The organism is Streptomyces sp. KL109B (genome assembly GCF_030766935.1).
Classification (GTDB): domain Bacteria; phylum Actinomycetota; class Actinomycetes; order Streptomycetales; family Streptomycetaceae; genus Streptomyces.
The window spans coordinates 577,796-595,924 of sequence record NZ_JASERL010000004.1; the positions used below are offsets into that span (position 1 = coordinate 577,796).

General features: G+C 68.8%; 22 protein-coding genes. 9 read left to right on the plus strand and 13 right to left on the minus strand.

Annotated features, from left to right (window positions below):
• Positions 1-70: 70 nt before the first annotated feature.
• Positions 71-1,573, minus strand: coding sequence for a glycine betaine/L-proline transporter ProP (gene proP / locus RBJ65_RS17210; protein ID WP_306322330.1), 1,503 nt, complete (start codon positions 1,571-1,573; stop codon positions 71-73).
• Positions 1,574-1,746: 173 nt separating this feature from the next.
• Positions 1,747-2,214: a thioredoxin-dependent thiol peroxidase gene (gene bcp / locus RBJ65_RS17215; protein WP_306322331.1), complete on the minus strand. Its 468-nt coding sequence runs from the start codon at positions 2,212-2,214 to the stop codon at positions 1,747-1,749.
• A 152-nt stretch (positions 2,215-2,366) separates the two neighbouring features.
• Here bcp and RBJ65_RS17220 point away from each other — a divergent pair, with 152 nt between their 5' ends.
• Together RBJ65_RS17220 and RBJ65_RS17225 are read left to right on the plus strand one after the other, a co-directional pair.
• Positions 2,367-2,714, plus strand: coding sequence for a DUF3618 domain-containing protein (locus RBJ65_RS17220; RefSeq protein WP_306322332.1), 348 nt, complete (start codon positions 2,367-2,369; stop codon positions 2,712-2,714).
• Between the two features lie 101 nt (positions 2,715-2,815).
• Complete coding sequence (locus RBJ65_RS17225; protein WP_306322407.1) at positions 2,816-3,118, plus strand: co-chaperone GroES; 303 nt, start codon at positions 2,816-2,818, stop codon at positions 3,116-3,118.
• A 100-nt stretch (positions 3,119-3,218) separates the two neighbouring features.
• On the opposite strand, the gene RBJ65_RS17230 is transcribed toward RBJ65_RS17225, so the two are convergent.
• Positions 3,219-5,522: a transglycosylase domain-containing protein gene (locus RBJ65_RS17230; protein WP_306322333.1), complete on the minus strand. Its 2,304-nt coding sequence runs from the start codon at positions 5,520-5,522 to the stop codon at positions 3,219-3,221.
• A 165-nt stretch (positions 5,523-5,687) separates the two neighbouring features.
• Here RBJ65_RS17230 and RBJ65_RS17235 point away from each other — a divergent pair, with 165 nt between their 5' ends.
• From RBJ65_RS17235 to RBJ65_RS17250, 4 genes are all read left to right on the plus strand, one after another.
• On the plus strand, positions 5,688-6,482 hold the full coding sequence (locus RBJ65_RS17235; protein WP_306322408.1) for an ABC-2 family transporter protein: 795 nt from the start codon (positions 5,688-5,690) through the stop codon (positions 6,480-6,482).
• A gap of 70 nt (positions 6,483-6,552) precedes the next feature.
• Positions 6,553-7,317, plus strand: a complete 765-nt coding sequence (locus RBJ65_RS17240; protein WP_306322409.1) for an ABC transporter permease — start codon at positions 6,553-6,555, stop codon at positions 7,315-7,317.
• 5 nt (positions 7,318-7,322) lie between these two features.
• Positions 7,323-8,315, plus strand: a complete 993-nt coding sequence (locus RBJ65_RS17245; protein ID WP_306322334.1) for an ATP-binding cassette domain-containing protein — start codon at positions 7,323-7,325, stop codon at positions 8,313-8,315.
• 26 nt (positions 8,316-8,341) lie between these two features.
• Complete coding sequence (locus RBJ65_RS17250) at positions 8,342-9,076, plus strand: DUF1707 domain-containing protein (RefSeq protein ID WP_306322335.1); 735 nt, start codon at positions 8,342-8,344, stop codon at positions 9,074-9,076.
• A 90-nt stretch (positions 9,077-9,166) separates the two neighbouring features.
• Here RBJ65_RS17250 and rdgB read toward each other — a convergent pair whose 3' ends face one another.
• The 5 genes from rdgB to RBJ65_RS17275 form a co-directional block, all read right to left on the minus strand.
• Positions 9,167-9,772 carry an RdgB/HAM1 family non-canonical purine NTP pyrophosphatase gene (rdgB, locus tag RBJ65_RS17255; RefSeq protein ID WP_306322336.1) on the minus strand — a complete coding sequence of 202 codons (606 nt, stop codon included), beginning with the start codon at positions 9,770-9,772 and terminating at the stop codon, positions 9,167-9,169.
• A 31-nt stretch (positions 9,773-9,803) separates the two neighbouring features.
• Positions 9,804-10,196 (minus strand): hypothetical protein, encoded by a 393-nt coding sequence (locus RBJ65_RS17260; RefSeq protein ID WP_306322337.1) that lies wholly within the window; start codon positions 10,194-10,196, stop codon positions 9,804-9,806.
• A gap of 131 nt (positions 10,197-10,327) precedes the next feature.
• Positions 10,328-10,498, minus strand: coding sequence for a hypothetical protein (locus RBJ65_RS17265; RefSeq protein WP_306322338.1), 171 nt, complete (start codon positions 10,496-10,498; stop codon positions 10,328-10,330).
• 77 nt (positions 10,499-10,575) lie between these two features.
• Positions 10,576-11,307 carry a ribonuclease PH gene (rph, locus tag RBJ65_RS17270; protein WP_306322339.1) on the minus strand — a complete coding sequence of 244 codons (732 nt, stop codon included), beginning with the start codon at positions 11,305-11,307 and terminating at the stop codon, positions 10,576-10,578.
• A gap of 79 nt (positions 11,308-11,386) precedes the next feature.
• Positions 11,387-11,620, minus strand: coding sequence for a PTS glucose/sucrose transporter subunit IIB (locus RBJ65_RS17275; RefSeq protein ID WP_306322340.1), 234 nt, complete (start codon positions 11,618-11,620; stop codon positions 11,387-11,389).
• A gap of 199 nt (positions 11,621-11,819) precedes the next feature.
• Here RBJ65_RS17275 and RBJ65_RS17280 point away from each other — a divergent pair, with 199 nt between their 5' ends.
• Both RBJ65_RS17280 and RBJ65_RS17285 read left to right on the plus strand, forming a co-directional pair.
• Positions 11,820-13,106, plus strand: a complete 1,287-nt coding sequence (locus RBJ65_RS17280; RefSeq protein WP_306322341.1) for a PTS transporter subunit EIIC — start codon at positions 11,820-11,822, stop codon at positions 13,104-13,106.
• Positions 13,107-13,283: 177 nt separating this feature from the next.
• On the plus strand, positions 13,284-14,534 hold the full coding sequence (locus RBJ65_RS17285) for a PTS transporter subunit EIIC (protein ID WP_306322342.1): 1,251 nt from the start codon (positions 13,284-13,286) through the stop codon (positions 14,532-14,534).
• A gap of 127 nt (positions 14,535-14,661) precedes the next feature.
• On the opposite strand, the gene RBJ65_RS17290 is transcribed toward RBJ65_RS17285, so the two are convergent.
• Positions 14,662-15,414 (minus strand): MBL fold metallo-hydrolase, encoded by a 753-nt coding sequence (locus RBJ65_RS17290; protein WP_306322343.1) that lies wholly within the window; start codon positions 15,412-15,414, stop codon positions 14,662-14,664.
• A 208-nt stretch (positions 15,415-15,622) separates the two neighbouring features.
• Between RBJ65_RS17290 and RBJ65_RS17295 the strand changes: the two genes are divergently transcribed.
• Positions 15,623-16,066: a type II toxin-antitoxin system PemK/MazF family toxin gene (locus RBJ65_RS17295; protein ID WP_306322344.1), complete on the plus strand. Its 444-nt coding sequence runs from the start codon at positions 15,623-15,625 to the stop codon at positions 16,064-16,066.
• A gap of 92 nt (positions 16,067-16,158) precedes the next feature.
• Here the strand turns inward: RBJ65_RS17295 and RBJ65_RS17300 are convergent, their stop codons facing one another.
• From RBJ65_RS17300 to RBJ65_RS17310, 4 genes are all read right to left on the minus strand, one after another.
• Positions 16,159-17,109, minus strand: coding sequence for a PLP-dependent cysteine synthase family protein (locus RBJ65_RS17300; protein WP_306322345.1), 951 nt, complete (start codon positions 17,107-17,109; stop codon positions 16,159-16,161).
• Between the two features lie 7 nt (positions 17,110-17,116).
• Complete coding sequence (locus RBJ65_RS17305) at positions 17,117-17,395, minus strand: MoaD/ThiS family protein (protein WP_306322346.1); 279 nt, start codon at positions 17,393-17,395, stop codon at positions 17,117-17,119.
• A 96-nt stretch (positions 17,396-17,491) separates the two neighbouring features.
• Entirely contained in the window at positions 17,492-17,593 is a 102-nt protein-coding gene (locus tag RBJ65_RS42110; protein WP_317453331.1) for a putative leader peptide, read from the minus strand.
• Between the two features lie 80 nt (positions 17,594-17,673).
• Positions 17,674-18,090, minus strand: coding sequence for a M67 family metallopeptidase (locus tag RBJ65_RS17310; protein WP_306322347.1), 417 nt, complete (start codon positions 18,088-18,090; stop codon positions 17,674-17,676).
• Positions 18,091-18,129: the final 39 nt, after the last annotated feature.

Consider the following 18,129-nt stretch of genomic DNA (forward strand, 5'->3'; position numbering starts at 1 on the left):
AACGAAAATCGGACCGTCACGCACGAAGTGCGAAACGGTCCGATCCGGTGCCGGGAACGGGAAGTGGGGGTCAGAACTTCGGCGTAGGTGCCTGGGATTCGACCATTTCGGCGGCCTCCTCGTCCGTCTCCACCGAGGGCGGGGAGCCGGCCAGGGGCTTCTGGGCGGTCTCCTTCATGCAGGCGACCGCGATGACGCCGACGAGGGCCGCGGCCATCGAGTAGTAGGCGGGCATCATGTCGGAGCCGGTCAGGCCGATCAGGGCGGTGATGACCAGCGGGGTCGTGCCGCCGAAGATCGAGGCCGAGAGGTTGTAGCCGACCGAGAGGGAGCCGTAGCGGACCTGGGTCGGGAAGAGCGCCGGGAGGGCCGCCGACATGGTGCCGAGGAGGCAGACCAGGGAGAGGCCGAGCAGCAGCATGCCGAGCGAGACGGCCCACAGGGCGCCGTTCTTCACCAGGAGGAAGGAGGGGATCGAGGTGATGAAGAAGCCGATCATGCCGGCCATCAGCAGCGGCTTGCGGCCGAAGCGGTCGGAGAGCTTGCCGACCTGGTTGATCAGGCACATCAGGACGATCATGGTGATGATCAGGATCAGCAGGCCGTGCGTCTCCGAGTAGCCCATCTCGTCCGACAGGTACGTCGGCATGTACGAGAGGAGCATGTAGTCGGTGATGTTGTAGGCGCCGACGAGGCAGATGCAGAGGATCAGGGTCGGCCAGTAGTCGCGGAAGATCTTGGCCAGGTCGCCCTTGGCGGTGGTCTCCACGGAGGAGGCGGCGTCGGTCGCGCGGTGCGAGGACTCGTCCTCCAGCTTCTGGAAGGCCGGGGTCTCGTCGAGGCGCAGTCGGAGGTAGAGGCCGACGAGGCCGATGGGGCCCGCCACGAGGAACGGGATGCGCCAGCCCCAGGACTCCATGCCGTCGCTGCCGAGCGCGGAGGTCAGGATCACGACCAGGCCGGCGGCGCCGACGTAACCGGCGAGGGTGCCGAACTCCAGGAAGCTGCCGAAGAACCCGCGCTTCTTGTCGGGCGCGTACTCGGCGATGAAGGTGGAGGCGCCGCCGTACTCACCGCCCGTGGAGAAGCCCTGGATGAGGCGGAAGAGGATCAGCAGGACCGGGGCCCAGAAGCCGATCGAGTCGTAGGACGGGATCAGGCCGATCGCGAAGGTGCCGATGGCCATGAGGATCATGGTCATGGCGAGGACCTTCTTGCGGCCCAGCTTGTCGCCCATGGGGCCGAAGACCATGCCGCCGATCGGCCGCACGAGGAACGAGACCGCGAAGGTCGCGAACGAGGAGATCAGCTGGACCGTGTCGTTCCCGGAGGGGAAGAAGACGTGTCCGATGGTCACGGCCAGGTAGGAGTAGATACCGAAGTCGAACCACTCCATGGCGTTACCGAGCGATGCCGCCTTCACCGCGCGCTTCACCGCGGTGTCGTCGGTGACGGTGATGTCGGTGCGGCGCAGCGGCGGGTTCTTGCGCCGCCTCACGGCGCGGAACAAGGCGCGGTGACGCTTGACCGCCTCCGGGTCGGGCACCAGCCCTTCCTCGGTTTCGGTGGCCATGGGGTGGATCCCTTCTCTGACTGCAAAGCGTTTCCAGGTTCCACCTGCTCGCGGACGTTAGTTGCAAACGAAAGTCCCTAGCTTTCGGGACTTTCGTCACAACCTTTCGTCCTTAACTTCCGTCAATGCCCGAACTTTCGCACGCGGGACACCCCCAGAAGATGCGGGAATTCTCAGATGCCGAGATCCTTGATGATCTTCGCCACATGGCCGGTCGCCTTCACGTTGTAGAGGGCGCGCTCGACCTTTCCGTCCTCGTCCACGACGACGGTGGAGCGGATGACTCCGGTGACGACCTTCCCGTAGAGCTTCTTCTCGCCGAAGGCGCCGTAGGCCTCGAGGACTTCCTTGGACGGGTCCCCTACCAGCGTGACCTTCAGTCCCTCCTTCTCGCGGAACTTGGCGAGCTTCTCGGGCTTGTCGGGCGATACGCCGATGACGTCGTAGCCGGCCTCGGCGAGTACGTCGAGGTTGTCGGTGAAGTCGCAGGCCTGCTTGGTGCAGCCGGGGGTGAGGGCGGCCGGGTAGAAGTAGACGATCGTCTTGCGGCCCTTGTGGTCGGCGAGGGAGACCTCGTTGCCGTCGGCGTCGGGCAGGGTGAAGGCGGGCGCGGTGTCGCCGGGCTGCAGTCGCTCGCTCATGGGGGGGCCTCCTGGGGCGTCGTGCCGAGTGGGACTCGGTTGAGCGTAATGGGGGTGCCGAGGGGTGTGGCGGGCGGCGAGCTGACAGACTGTCCATTACTCATACGCAGTTACTCACACGCAGTGCGAGCAGCGACCTTGGAGGCAGCGCGGTGTCGGACAAGTCCAGCACGTCGGATACCCCGGATACGCGGACGCCGGCCCAGATCGAGGCGGACATTAAGCGCCGCCGCGACACCTTGGCCGAGACGCTCGACGAGATCGGTGTCCGGGTGCACCCGAAGACGATCGTCGGCGACGCGAAGGCCAAGGTCGCCTCGCAGGTCGACCACACTCTCGGGCGGGCGTACGTCGGGGCGAACCGGCTGGTGTCCGAGGTGAAGGGGCAGCTGGTGTCGGAGGAGGGCGCGCCGCGCCTGGAGCGGATCGTGCCGGTGACGCTCGTCGTGGTCGGGGTCGTCGGCCTCCTCGCGGTGGGCTCGCGGCGGCGCAAGCGCTGACCCGGCGGCGTACAACGGCGCGTGGGGCAGGTAAGTTCGTCGGCGTGAGCGTCAATCCCGATAAGCCCAGCACCCACCACGACGACAAGCTGCCCATCCGGATGCTGCACGACCGTGTGCTCGTGCGGCAGGACTCCGCGGAGGGCGAGCGGCGCAGCGGTGGCGGCATCCTGATTCCCGCGACGGCCGCCGTGGGCAAGCGCCTTGCCTGGGCCGAGGTCGTGGCGGTCGGTCAGAACGTACGGGCGGTGGAGCCGGGCGACCGGGTGCTGTTCGACCCGGAGGACCGGGCGGAGGTCGAGGTGCGGGGTGTGCCGTACGTGCTGATGCGCGAGCGGGATCTGCACGCGGTGGCGGCCGACCGGTTCGAGGGGTCCGAGGACTCGACGGGGCTGTATCTGTAGCCGACCGGTATCTGTAGCCGAGCGGTATCTGTAGCCGACTGTTCGTACGCGCAAGGGCTGGTGACCGTGGTCACCAGCCCTTTTCTCTGACCTGTCGGACTTATTGGCCGTCCGGCAGCGGGTTCAGATCGGTGCCGCCGTCCTGGCCCCCGTTCTGGCCGCCGGTGCCGGGTTCTTCCGTGGTCGGTTGCCCGTCCGTCGGTTCCTCGGTCGGCGGCGTCTCGCTGCTCGGCTCCTCGCTGGGCGACTCCTCGTCGGAGGGGGTCGCGGAGGCGGAGTCCGAGGGGGACTCGCTCGGTGACTCGGAAGCGGACTCGGACTCCGTCGTCGTGGGCAGCGGTTCCTGTTCGGCGCCGTCCTGGAGTTCCAGGTCGAAGTCCTTGGCCGGGGTGCCGGACAGCGCGCCCTGCGTGAACTGGGCCCAGATCTGCGCCGGATAGCCGCCGCCGTTGATGCGGGGCAGGCCCGTCGCCCCGTACAGCGAGGTCTGCGCCCCGGAGTCCGGGTCCTGGCCCATGACCGAGACGACGGTCACGAGCTCCGGGGTGTAGCCCGCGAACCAGGCCGCCTTGTCCTCCTCCGCGGTGCCGGTCTTGCCGGCGGCGGGGCGGCCGGCGGCCTTGGCGGCGGTGCCGGTGCCGCCGTCGACGACCGACTTGAGGATCGAGGTCGTGGTGTCGGCGGCCTCGCGGGGGACGGCCTGCCGGGTCTCGTTCTCGGGCAGCGTGACGTCCTCGCCGTTCTTGGTGACGGAGTCGAGGAGCGTGTACGTGCCGTGCTCGCCGTGGTTGGCGAGGGTCGCGTAGGCCTCGGTCATGTCGAGGACGGAGGCGGTGGAGGGGCCGAGCGCGATCGACGGGGAGGCGGTCAGGTCCGGGGTGTTGGAGGGGATGCCGAGGTCGACGGCGGTCCGCTTGACCTTGTCGGAGCCGACGTCGACGGCCATCTGCGCGTACACCGCGTTGACGGACTTGTCGGTGGCCTCGCTGACCGTGATGTTGCCGTAGGACTTGTCGTCCTCGTTGGCGGGGGCGTAGTGGCCGCCGTCCCAGCCCTGTACGGGGCGCTTGTTGGTGCCGTCGTAGATGGTGCTGGGGGTGATGCGGCGGCCGTCCTGGGTCTTCGAGTCGTTCTCGACGGCCGACGTGAAGACGAACGGCTTGAACGTGGAGCCGACCTGGTAGTCGCGGCGCGTGGCGTTGTTGACGTACTGCTTGGTGTAGTCGACGCCGCCGTACATGGCGCGCACCTTGCCGTTGGACGGGTCGATGGCGGCGCCGCCCGCGCGGACGTTCTTGTCGATGTCGCGGGCGTTCTTGTCGAGTTTCGACATCAACTGGTCGTCGACTGCCTTCTTGAAGGCGTTCTGTTTCTTCTTCTGGAGCGTGGTGGTGATGCGGTAGCCGCCGCCCCTGAGGGTGTCCTCGTCGAGGATCTTGTTGTCGGTGATGTAGTCCTTCACGGCCTGCACGAGGTAGCCGCGCTGCCCGGACAGACCGGATGGCGCCTTCGCCTGGTCGGGCATCGGGAACTTCATGTTCTGGCGGTCGGACTCGTCGAGCCAGTCCTCCTTGACCATGCCGTCGAGCACGTAGTTCCAGCGGGCCACGGCCTTCGACTTGTTCTCCGGGTGCGCGGTCACGTCGTACGCGCTGGGGGCGTTCACCAGGGCGGCGAGATAGGCGCCCTGAGCGGTCGACAGGTCCTGGACGTCCTCGCCGTAGTAGGCCTGGGCGGCGGCCTGGATGCCGTACGCGTTGCGCCCGAAGTAGCTGGTGTTGAGGTAGCCCTCCAGGATGTCGTCCTTGGACTTCTCGCGGTCCAGCTTGATGGAGATGAAGAACTCCTTCACCTTCCGGGTGACGGTCTGCTCCTGGTCCAGGTAATAGTTCTTCACGTACTGCTGGGTGATCGTCGAGCCGCCCTGGGTGCCCTTGCCGGTGAGCGTGGACCAGGCGGCGCGCAGCAGGGCCTGCGGGTCGACCGCGGACTCGGAGTAGAAGTCCCGGTCCTCGGCGGCGAGCACGGCGTGCTGCACCGACTTGGGGACCTGGGTGAGGCTCACGTTCTCCCGGTTGACGTCGCCGTCGCGGGCGATGGTGCTGCCGTCGGCGTACAGGTACACATTGCTCTGCGCGGTCGCCGCCGAGTTGGCGGCCGGGATGTCCACGAGGACGTAGCCGAGCGCGAACAGGCCGACGCACAGCAGGATGAAGCCGATGAACCCGCCGAGCACCATCCGCCAGGTGGGTACGAGGCGCCGCCAGCCGGTGCGCTTGGGGCGCTTGCCCTTGCCATCGGCCTGGGCCTCGGACTCGGGCTCGGCCTGGTGGGAGCCGTCGGTAGGGGTGGGTGCGGGTTCCTGTCGCGGCTGCTCGGGCTGTTGCGGCTCGTCGCTGCTCATGTCCTGTGGAACTCCTGATCCGCTTCGTACGTCACGTACGCCTCGTATGACACATATGACCTCTAAGACTGCTACACGGGGCCGAAAATCCGTGGCAGGCGACGCGCGGGCTCACTAGGCTCCTGCGCTTCGGCCCATTTCGCGAGGGGGAGAGCCGTGGGAGCGGTGCGGCTGTACGCGGCGGTGGCCGCCGGGGGCTTTCGCCGGTACGCGACGTATCGCGGCGCGACCCTCGCCGGTGTCTTCACCAACACGGTGTTCGGCCTGATCATCGCCTGTACGTACATCGCGCTGTGGGACGAGCGGCCGCATCTGGGCGGGTACGACCAGGCGCAGGCGCTCACGTTCGTGTGGGTCGGTCAGGCGATGTTCGCGGTGATGGTGCTCCAGTTGGGTGGCGGCTTCGAGGCGGACCTCATGGAGCGGATCCGCAGCGGGGACATCGCGATCGACCTGTACCGGCCGGTGGATCTGCAGTGCTGGTGGCTGGCGCAGGACCTCGGGCGGGCCGCCTTCCAGTTCCTGGGGCGCGGCGTCGTGCCGATGACGATCGGGGCGCTCGTCTTCCAACTTGCGCTGCCCGGCGAGCCGTTGAGATGGGTGGCGTTCCTGCTGACCCTGGTCGCGGGCGCGGCGGTCAGTTTCGCGATCCGCTATCTGGTGGCGCTGTCCGCCTTCTGGCTGATGGACGGCAGCGGGGTGGTGCAGATGTCGGGGCTCGTGTCGACGTTCCTGTCCGGGATGCTGCTGCCGCTGAACGTGTTCCCGGGCGCCTTCGGCGAGTTCGCCCGCGCGATGCCGTGGTCGACGATGGTCCAGGTGCCGGCGGACGTGCTGCTCGGTCAGCGGGGCGCGGCGGGGGCGCTGCTGTTCCAGGGGGCGTGGGCGGTGGCGCTGCTCGGGGCGGGGCGGCTGTTGCAGTCCGTCGCGACGCGGAGGGTGGTGGTGCAGGGTGGCTGAGCGGGGCGCGGGCGTGCGGGGCGCGGGCGTGCTCGGGGACGCGGTGCGGACGTACCGGCTCGTCGGCGGCATGTGGATCCGGTCCACGATGACGTACCGGGCGTCGTTCCTGATGACGGCCTTCGGGAACTTCGCCGTGACCGGCCTGGAGTTCGTCGGGATCCTGCTGATGTTCTCGCAGGTGGACCGGCTCGGCGGGTACGGGCTGCCCGAGATCGCCTTCCTGTACGGGGCGGCGGGCACGTCCTTCGGGCTCGCGGACCTGGCGTTCGGTTCGGTGGGGCGGCTCGGTCAGCGGGTGCGGGACGGCACGCTCGACACGTTCCTGGTGCGTCCCGCGCCGGTGCTCGCGCAGGTCGCGGCGGACCGGTTCGCGCTGCGCAGGCTGGGGCGGGTGACGCAGGGCGTGGTGGTGCTTGGCTGGGGCCTGACGGTGATCGATGTGGCGTGGACGCCGCTGAAGGTGCTGCTCGTCCCGGCCCTTGTGGTCAGCGGAGCCGCCATCTTCACGGCCGTCTTCATCGCGGGCGCGGCCTTCCAGATCGTGGCGCAGGACGCCTCCGAGGTGCAGAACGCGGCGACGTTCGGCGGCAACGCCATGCTCAGCTATCCGCCCACCGTCTTCGGCGACACGCTGCTGCGCGGCGTCACCTTCGTCCTCCCGCTCGCCTTCGTGAACTGGCTGCCCGGCCTCTACATCCTGGGCCGCCCCTACCCGCTCGACCTGCCGCGGTGGGCGGCGCTCGCGCCGCCGCTGGTGGCGGCGGCCTGTCTGGCCCTCGCGCTGTTCGCGTGGCGGGCGGCGCTTCGTACGTATCGCAGCACGGGGAGTTGATCGATGTGACGTCCGCAGCCGAGGAGTTCATCCGTCTCGACGACGTCGAGAAGGTCTTCGACGTACGCCGGAAGACGGGCTTCATGCGGCGGGAGCGGCGCGAGGTGCGGGCCGTGGACTCGCTGAGCTTCGCGGTGCGGCGCGGCGAGATGGTCGGCTACATCGGCCCGAACGGCGCCGGGAAGTCGACGACGATCAAGATGCTGACGGGCATCCTGACGCCGAGCGCGGGCCGCGTACGGGTGGCGGGCATCGATCCGTCCCGCGAACGGGCCCGCCTGGCGCAGCGCATGGGCGTCGTCTTCGGCCAGCGCACGACGCTGTGGTGGGACCTGCCGCTGATCGACTCGTACCGGCTGATGCGGCGGATGTACCGCATCGAGGAGCGCAGATACGCGGAGAACCTGGAGCGGTGCGTCGAACTCCTCGACCTGGGCGACCTGTTGGACGCGCCGGTGCGGCAGCTGTCGCTTGGACAGCGGATGCGCGGGGACATCGCGGCGGCGCTGCTGCACGACCCCGAGGTGCTGTACCTGGACGAGCCGACGATCGGCCTCGACGTCGTCTCGAAGGTCAAGGTCCGCGGCTTCCTGCGGGACTTGAACACCGAGCGCGGCACGACGGTCCTCCTCGCCACGCACGACCTGACCGACATCGAGCAGCTGTGCCGCCGCGTGATGGTCATCGACCACGGGCGGCTGATGTACGACGGCGAACTGGAAGGGCTGCACGAGGCGAGCACCGGGGGCGACCCGGCCGAACGCACCCTGGTCGTCGACCTCGAACGCGAACTCCCGCCCCTGGACATCGAGTTCACCCGTGTCGTGAAGGTGGAGGGGGCGCGGCAGTGGCTGGCGTTCCCGGCGGGGCGGTCGGCGGCGCCGCTCGTGGCGCGGATCGCGGAGCGGTATCCGATGGTCGACCTGTCGGTGCGCGAGCCGGACATCGAGGCGGTGATCGCGCGAATGTATGCGAGGGACACGTCCGTAGCGCCCTGACGCCAGTCCTTCGTACGCTGACTGCCATGACGGATGAATCCGACCGCCCAACGCCCTCCGCCGCCAGCCCCGAACTGCGCGCGTCCGATGCCGACCGCGAGCTGGCCGCCGGGCGGCTGCGGGACGCCCTCGCGGAGGGGCGGCTCGACATGGAGGAGTTCAACGAGCGGCTCGACGCGGTGTATCAGGCGCGTACGTACGGGGAGTTGGCGCCGCTGACGAAGGATCTGCCGGTCGGGGCGGGTGGCGCGGCGGCGGCGACGAGTCTGGTGAAGGAGCCGCTGCCCGAGGGGGCCGTCGACTGGGGGTCGCGGATCCGGGGCGAGGCGACTTCCACGTGGGGCGTCGGGATCATGTCCGGGTTCCAGCGCAAGGGGCGGTGGACGGCGCCGCGGCGGTTCAACTGTTTCGCGTTCTGGGGCGGCGGCGAGATCGATCTGCGCGAGGCGGACTTCGAGGCGCCCGAGATCGTGATCAACTGCGTCGCGCTGATGGGCGGGATGAACGTGATCGTGCCGCCCGGCGTGGAGGTCGTCGTCCGCGGCATCGGCATCATGGGCGGCTTCGACCACAGCGAGGAGGGCGTGCCGGGTGATGTGGGCGCGCCACGGGTGGTGATCACCGGGTTCGCGTTCTGGGGCGGCGTCGGAGTCGACCGCAAGGTCTCCCGCGCCGAGAAGCAGCGCCTCAAGGAGGAGCGCCGCCGGGAGAAGCTGGAGCGGAGGGAGGAGCGGCGCGGGCTCGACCGGGGCGATGGTTGACGCCATATAGAGCCCCTGCGGCGATTGAGCAGCGGGGTCCGGGGCGGAGCCCCGTGGCGTGGGGCGGTCGGCCGCCACGGGGGCAAGGGCTCAGCTCAAGAGTTCCTTGACCACCGGGACCAGGGCGCGGAAGGCCTTGCCACGGTGGGAGATCGCGTTCTTCTCGGCGGCCGTGAGCTCGGCACACGTACGCGTATCGCCCTCCACCCGCAGGATCGGGTCGTACCCGAACCCGTTCGAGCCCGCCGGCGCGTGCGTGAGCACCCCCCGCAGCCGGCCCTCGACCACCCGCTCCGTCCCGTCCGGCAACGCGAGCGCCGCCGCGCACGCGAAGTGCGCGCCCCGGTGCTCGTCGGCGTCGATGTCGCCGAGCTGCGCCAGCAACAGGTCCAGGTTCGCCTGGTCGTTCCCGTGCTTGCCGGCCCACCGCGCGGAGAAGATCCCGGGCGCGCCCCCGAGCACGTCGACGCAGAGCCCGGAGTCGTCGGCGACGGCCGGAAGCCCGGTGGCTTGGGCGAGGGCGTGCGCCTTGAGGAGCGCGTTCTCGGCGAAGGTGACGCCGGTCTCCCGCACGTCCGGCACCTCGGGGTACGCGTCGGCGCCGACCAGCTCGTGGGGCAGGCCGGCGTCGGCGAGGATGGAGCGGAGTTCGACGATCTTGCCGTTGTTACGGGTGGCGAGGATGAGGCGGGTCATGCCTCCAGTGTCCCAGGTCGGTGGGCACCCCTTACGACGACGTGCACACCTTCGTCAGCTCGCCCGCCGCGTCCGTCACCGGGGAGACGTCCGGCGTCTCGTCCCCGTTCTTGATCGACGTACGGACGTTGTCCACGGCCTTGTTGAGGTCGTCGACGGACTTCGAGACATCCGCGTTGTCGGTCTTGTCGCCGATGCTGTCGAGGTTCTTGTCGATCTTGTCGAGCGCCTCGTCGGCCTGCGTCGGGTCGTTGGACGCGTTCTCCACGGCCTGCTGGAGGTCGATCACGCTGTCGGAGATGGAGTCGGCGGTGCGGGCACAGTCGAGTGCCTTGTCGACGGCCGAGCAGCCGACGGTGGCCGGGATCGCGACGAGTGCCGCGGTGGCGGCGAGTATGGCGATACGGCGGTGGCGCGCGGGCATGGAAGGGTCCTCCCCTGAAGTACGGACGGGCGGACGGCAGTTGATGACGTACGACGCCGTCCATCCACCCGTAGTGACGCAGTCGATGGCTGTGCGGTTGCTGAGCACCGCCACCCTACTTGGGGATTTCTTTACCTGGTGCTCCTGGCCAGCCAGGGGCTGAGCGTCCCGCGCAGGATCAGTTCCTTGCCCTCGACGGTGATCCTCGCGTCGTCCTCCGGGAAGAGCCGCACGGACACGGCCGGGGTGCCGCCGAGGTCGACGAACGCCTCGTGCGGCAGCGTGCCGTCCGGATCGGCCACGACGAACGCTCGCGCACCGCCCGCACCGCCGCCTCGGTGCTCGCGAGGCGCGGATGCCGGGAACTACTCACAGGCCCTCAAAGGGTCCCCTCCAGCGCCTTCCGCTGAATCGCGGCCAGCTCGTCGCAGCCCGAAACCGCCAGGTCGAGCAGCGCGTTGAGCTCGTCGCGCGCGAACGGCTCGGCCTCCGCCGTGCCCTGCACCTCGACGAAGCGGCCGTCGCCGGTGCAGACGACGTTCATGTCGGTGTCGGCGCGCACGTCCTCCTCGTACGGGAGGTCGAGCATCGGGACGCCGTCGATGATGCCGACGGAGACGGCGGCGACGGAACCGGTCAGCGGCTTGCGCCCGGCCTTGATGATCTTCTTGCCCTGGGCCCACGCGACCGCGTCCGCGAGCGCCACGTACGCGCCGGTGATCGCGGCCGTCCGCGTACCGCCGTCGGCCTGGAGGACGTCGCAGTCGAGGACGATGGTGTTCTCGCCGAGGGCCTTGTAGTCGATGACGGCGCGCAGCGAGCGGCCGATCAGGCGGCTGATCTCGTGGGTGCGGCCGCCGATCTTGCCGCGCACGGACTCGCGGTCGCCGCGGGTGTTCGTGGAGCGCGGCAGCATCGAGTACTCGGCGGTGACCCAGCCCTCTCCGCTGCCCTTGCGCCAGCGCGGGACGCCCTCGGTGAAGGAGGCGGTGCAGAAGACCTTGGTGTCGCCGAAGGAGACGAGGACGGAGCCTTCGGCGTGCTTGCTCCAGCCGCGTTCGATGGTGATCGGGCGGAGCTGTTCGGGGGTGCGACCGTCGATGCGAGACATGGGCACGAGCGTATCGGGTACGTCGAAGGCCCCGCCCCGCGCGTGCGGGAGGGGGCCTTCGGCGAGTGGCCTCAGCGGCTCACATCATGTCTTCGATGTCGGCGGCGATGGGGTCCGCGTCGGTGCCGATGACGACCTGGATCGCGGTGCCCATCTTGACGACGCCGTGGGCGCCGGCGGCCTTCAGCGCGGCCTCGTCGACCAGGCTCGGGTCGGAGACCTCGGTGCGCAGGCGGGTGATGCAGCCCTCGACCTCTTCGATGTTGTCGAGCCCGCCGAGCCCGGCGACGATCTTCTCAGCCTTCGTGGCCATTTCGTTCTCCCTGTGTTCTCCGGGCCCGCCTTTGGGCCGCTTTGTCACGGTAACCCACGGTTGGCCCATCTTCGCGAGCGGTGAACCCACCCGTGCCGAAAGATGACGAGCACGGACCGACCCGTCCCCGTAACTGGTCTACACCAGTAGCCAGAGTATCTAACGCCCGCCCAACGTGGCTTGTTCCGGGAGGACGCCCATGAGCGCCAATGCTGCCGCCGCGCCGAGGCCGAGCCCCTGGAAGAACTTCTTCCAGGGGCTCCAGAAGATGGGGCGCAGCCTGCAGCTGCCCATCGCCGTGCTTCCCGCGGCCGGCATCGTCAACCGTCTCGGCCAGGACGACGTCTTCGGCCCCGACGGCCTGAACTGGCCGGATGTCGCCAGCGTCTTCAAAGGCGCGGGCGGTGCCCTGCTCGACGCCGACATCGGCCTGCCGCTGCTGTTCTGCATCGGTGTCGCGATCGGCATGGCGAAGAAGGCCGACGGTTCGACGGCGCTCGCGGCCGTGGCCGGCTTCCTCGTCTACCGCGGTGTGCTGCACCAGTTCCCGGAGGACTGCGAGGGCGGCGCGAAGGCGGTGGCCACCGGCTGCCAGGCGGCGGACGGCACCGTGGCGGCCTTCACGTACCAGAACCCAGGGGTGTTCGGCGGCATCATCATGGGGCTGCTGGCCTCGTTCTTCTGGGTCCGCTACCACCGCACCAAGCTGGTCGACTGGCTCGGCTTCTTCAACGGCCGCCGGCTCGTCCCGATCATCATGGCGTTCGTCGGCATCGTCTTCGCGGTGCTGTGCCTGTTCATCTGGCCGCCGATCGGCAACGGCCTGGAGTCCTTCTCCAACTGGCTGGAGTCCCTGGGCGCCATCGGTTCCGGCATCTTCGGTGTCGCCAACCGCGCGCTGCTCGTGATCGGTCTGCACCAGTTCCTCAACACCCCGCTGTGGTTCCAGTTCGGTACGTACACCAAGCCCGACGGCACCGAGGTGCACGGCGACATCAACATGTTCCTCAGCGGCGACCCGACCGCGGGCATCTACCAGTCGGGCTTCTTCCCGATCATGATGTTCGCGCTGCCGGCCGCCTGTCTGGCGATCGTGCACTGCGCGCGGCCCGCGCGGCGCAAGGCGGTCGGCGGCATGATGATGTCGCTGGCGCTGACCTCGTTCGTCACGGGTATCACCGAACCGATCGAGTATTCCTTCGTCTTCATCGCGCCGGTCCTGTACGGCATCCACGCGGTGCTCACGGGTGTGTCGATGGCGGTGACCTGGGCACTGGGGGTCAAGGACGGCTTCAGTTTCTCCGCGGGTCTGATCGACTACGTGATCAACTGGGGCCTGGCCACCAAGCCATGGATGATCATTCCGATCGGCCTCGTCTTCGCCGCTCTCTATTACGTGCTCTTCCGGTTCGCGATCACGAAGTGGGACCTGAAGACACCGGGGCGCGAACCCGAGGAGGAGGTCGAGGACATCACCAAGGCATAACACTTTCGGCGCCGCCACAGGCGCTACGGCGAAGGGCCCCGGACCAACTGGTCCCGGGGCCCTTCCTCGTGGGAAATCGGGGCAGGAATCAAGGGTTCCTTATCCCGCCTTCACCGTGCTACAACAGGTCTACACCACTGAGTGGTGTAGACCATCTGCTTTTCATGGAGGAAGTTGATGAGCACCGCCAGCGCTACGGCGGCCCCCGCGAAGAAGCGGGGTTCCGGCCTTTTCCAGGGCCTCCAAAAGGTGGGCCGCAGCCTGCAGTTGCCGATCGCGGTGCTTCCGGCCGCCGGCATCATGGTGCGGCTCGGCGCCGATGACGTCTTCGGCAAGGACGGCCTGGACTGGGGCACCGTCGCCACGGTCTTCGCCAACGCCGGTTCGGCGATCACCACGCAGCTGCCGATCCTGTTCTGCATAGGCGTCGCCATCGGCTTCGCCAAGAAGTCCGATGGCTCGACGGCGCTCGCCGCGCTCGTCGGTTTCCTCGTCTACCAAAAGGTCCTTGAGGCCTTCCCGGTGCACGAGGCCGTGATCAAGAAGGGCGAGGACGTCGCCGCCGTCTATAACGACCCCGGTGTCCTCGGCGGCATCATCATGGGTCTGCTTGCGGCCGTGCTCTGGCAGAAGTACCACCGCACCAAGCTGGTGGACTGGCTCGGATTCTTCAACGGGCGCCGGCTCGTCCCGATCATCATGGCCTTCGTCGGCATCGTCGTCGGCGTCTTCTTCGGCCTGATCTGGGAGCCCATCGGCGAGGGCATCACCCACTTCGCCGAGTGGATGACCGGCCTCGGCGCCGGTGGCGCGGCCCTGTTCGGCCTGATCAACCGCGGCCTGATCCCGATCGGCATGCACCAGTTCGTCAACACGGTGGCCTGGTTCCAGCTCGGCGACTACACCAAGCCCGACGGCTCCGTCGTGCACGGCGACATCACCCGCTTCCTCGCGGGCGACCCCTCGGCCGGCATGTACCAGTCCGGCTTCTTCCCGATCATGATGTTCGGCCTGCCGGCCGCGGCCATCGCCATCGCCCACTGCGCCCGCCCCGAGCGCCGCAAGGCCGTGATGGGCATGATGGTCTCGCTCGCGCTGACCTCGTTCGTCTGTGGTGTGACCGAGCCGATCGAGTTCACGTTCATGTTCATCGCGCCGGTCCTGTACGTGCTGCACGCCGTCCTGACCGCCATCTCCATGGCCGTCACCTGGGCCCTCGGCGTGCACGCCGGCTTCAACTTCTCGGCGGGCTTCATCGACTACGCCCTGAACTGGAACCTCGCGACCAAGCCATGGATGATCATCCCGATCGGCCTGGTCATGGCGGCCCTCTATTACGTGGTGTTCCGCTTCGCGATCACCAAGTTCAACCTCACCACCCCGGGCCGCGAGCCCGAGGAGGAGGTCGAGGACCTCACGAAGGCGTGAGCCTCACCGGCTGAGCGGCATGGCGAAGGCCCCCGGAACCCGATGGTTCCGGGGGCCTTCGCCTGTCCGGTTCGGACTGTCCGGTTCGGACTGTCCGGTTCGGACTGTCCGGTTCGGACTGTCCGGTTCAGATCTCGTACGTGCGTCCCGGCGCGGCCAGATCCACCGCGCCGTCGAAGACCGCGCGCGCGTCCGCGAGGTTGACCTGCGGGTCGGTCCACGGCGGGATGTGGGTCAGGATCAGCTTGCGGGCGCCCGCGCGCTGCGCCGACTCCCCCGCCTCCCGGCCGTTGAGGTGCAGGGCCGGGATGTTCTCCTTGCCGTCCGTGAACGCGGCCTCGCACAGGAACAGGTCGCTGTCCTCGGCGAGTTCGTCGAGCGCGGCGCACGGGCCGGTGTCCCCGGAGTACGTCAGGGAGCGGCCGCCGTGCTCGACCCGGATCGCGTACGACTCCACCGGGTGGCAGACCTTCTCCATGCGGACGGAGAAGGGCCCGATCTCGTACGAGCCCGGCTTCACGGTGTGGAAGTCGAAGACCTCGCTGAACGCGGAGGCCGATGGGGTGTCGGCGTGCGCCGTGGTCAGGCGCTGTTCGGTGCCCTCGGGGCCGTAGACGGGCATGGGGTCGCACCTGCCGCCGTCGTGGCGGTAGTAGCGCACGACGAAGTACGCGCACATGTCGATGCAGTGGTCCGCGTGCAGGTGCGAGAGGAAGATCGCGTCGAGGTCGTAGAGACCACAGTGGCGCTGCAGCTCGCCCAGGGCGCCATTGCCCATGTCGAGGAGCAGCCGGTAGCCGTCGGCCTCGACGAGGTAGCTCGAGCAGGCCGAATCCGCGGACGGGAACGACCCCGAGCAGCCGACGACGGTGAGCTTCATAAGAGCTTTCAACCTCCGCGCTGGCGGTCGGAATGCGGGGTGGAACATGGGCCATGGGCCAAGGGGGTCAGTCGAGCGTAAGGCGCGAAAGGGCGGGTGGCTCCTCCGTCACGGGCTGTTGTGGGCGAACTCACCTGCGCTGTCACCGGTTCGGAGGGCTTCCGGTCCGCGGGAGCACCCCGCGCGTCCCACCGGTACCGTCATGCCTATGGACACGTCCTGGTGGCTCGCGCTCGCGGCCGTCGTGCTGCTCGCGCTCGTCGCGACGCTGGTCGACGGGTGGGGCCGCGGCTCCCGGCACCGCCACCGGGACCGGCACGCGCCTCGGGGTTCGCACGCGCGGGGGCCCGAACCGGGCGACATCTGGTGGGCGATGGTGCCGTACGAGGACGGGCCTGGCGGCAAGGACCGGCCGTGCCTGGTGCTGTCCGTACGCAGGGGTGTGGCGACGGTCGCCAAGATCACCAGCCGGTACCACGACGAGCGGCCGGGGGTGATTCCGCTGCCGCCGGGGGCCGTGAGTGACGCGCGGGGGCGGGCGAGCTTCCTGGAGACGGATGAGCTCCGCTCGGTGCCGGTGGGGGATTTTCGGCGGCGGGCGGGGGTGCTCGATCCGGGGTTGTGGGATCAGGTGCGGCATCTGGGTACGTGAAACCCCTCCGGCGTTGCGGTTCCGGGGCGCTGCCCCGGACCCCGCTCCTCAATCGCCGGAGGGGCTGAAAAAAGAAGGCCCAGACGTAAGGGTTACGCCCACAACTGGCCGTGCAGCACCTCGATCGCTTCCTCTGTCGTGGCCGCCGTGTAGACGCCCGTCGACAGGTACTTCCAGCCACCGTCGGCGACGACGAACACGATGTCGGCGGGCTCCCCCGCCTTCAGCGCCTTCTTGCCGACGCCGATCGCGGCGTGCAGCGCGGCCCCCGTGGAGACGCCCGCGAAGATGCCCTCCTGCTGCAACAGGTCACGCGTACGCGTCACGGCGTCGGCCGAGCCGACCGAGAAGCGGGTCGTGAGGACGGAGGCGTCGTACAGCTCGGGGACGAAGCCCTCATCGAGGTTGCGCAGGCCGTAGACGAGGTCGTCGTAGCGCGGCTCGGCCGCGACGATCTTGACGTCGGGCTTGTGCTCGCGCAGGTAGCGGCCGACGCCCATGAGGGTGCCGGTGGTGCCGAGGCCCGCCACGAAGTGCGTGACCGAGGGGAGGTCGGTGAGGATCTCCGGTCCTGTCGTGGCGTAGTGCGCGCCCGCGTTGTGCGGGTTGCCGTACTGGTAGAGCATCACCCAGTCCGGGTGCTGCTCGGCCAGCTCCTTGGCGATGCGGACCGCGGTGTTGGAGCCGCCCGCGGCGGGGGACGGGATGATTTCCGCGCCCCACATGGCGAGCAGATCGCGCCGTTCCTGCGAGGTGTTCTCCGGCATGACGCAGACGATCCGGTAGCCCTTGAGGCGGGCGGCCATCGCGAGCGAGATGCCGGTGTTGCCGGAGGTGGGTTCGAGGATGGTGTCCCCGGTCTTGATCCGGCCTTCCTTCTCGGCCTGTTCGATCATGTGGAGCGCGGGGCGGTCCTTGATCGAGCCGGTCGGGTTGCGGTCCTCCAGCTTCGCCCAGATCCGGACGTCGTCGGAGAGCGAGAGCCGCGGCAGGCGCACCAGGGGGGTGTTGCCCACCGCGGCCAGCGGGCTGTCGTAGCGCATTGCCCGCTCAGCGCATTCCGCCGGCCACGGCCGGCAGGATCGTGATGCTGTCGCCGTCCGAGAGCTTGGTGCTGATGCCGTCGAGGAAGCGGACGTCCTCGTCGTTCAGGTACACGTTCACGAAGCGGCGCAGCTGACCGTTGTCCACGATGCGGTCGGCGATGCCCGAGTGCCGGGTGTCCAGGTCGGCGAAGAGCTCGCCGAGGTTGTCACCGCTGCCCTGGACGGCCTTCTCGCCGTCGGTGTAGGTGCGGAGGATGGTCGGGATGCGGACCTCGATGGCCATGCTGGGGCTCCTGTCAGGAGTCGGAAGTCTGGTGGGTGAGCGCGCGGCGGCGCTTCCGTACGGGCCGATGGGCGGCCTGCGGTACGGCGGTGCGGCTCAGCGCGGACAGATGGCGCTGGCGAGGCGGCACAGGTCGACGTGCAGCCGCGCCACGAGCAGCATGCCCGGCGTCTTTTCGCTCACGTCGTGGAAAACCATGGGCTCATCGTATCGATTCCCGTCCCGGATCCCGGAGTGTGATCTCACCATGCGGGCGATTTGCGTCCACCTGTTGAGATTCAGTCCGTGACCTGGACTTCTTCCTCCGTGATCGCGCCCTCGACGATGCGGTACGAGCGGAACTGGAAGGGGCCCGCGTCGTCGGTGTCGGCGGTGGAGACGAGGACGTAGTGGGCGTTCGGCTCGTTCGCGTACGTGACGTCGGTGCGCGAGGGGTACGCCTCGGTGGCCGTGTGCGAGTGGTAGATGACGACCGGCTCCTCGTCGCGGTCGTCCATCTCGCGGTACAGCTTGAGCAGGTCACCGGAGTCGAACTCGTAGAACGTGGGCGAGCGCGCGGCGTTCAGCATCGGGATGAAGCGCTCGGGCCTGCCCTCGCCGACCGGGCCCGCGATGACGCCGCAGGCCTCGTCGGGGTGGTCCTTGCGGGCGTGCTCGACGATCTGGTCGACCAGGGTCTGGGAAATCTTCAACATGCGGCCAGCATAAGCAAGTGGGCCCCGCCGTACCGGAGT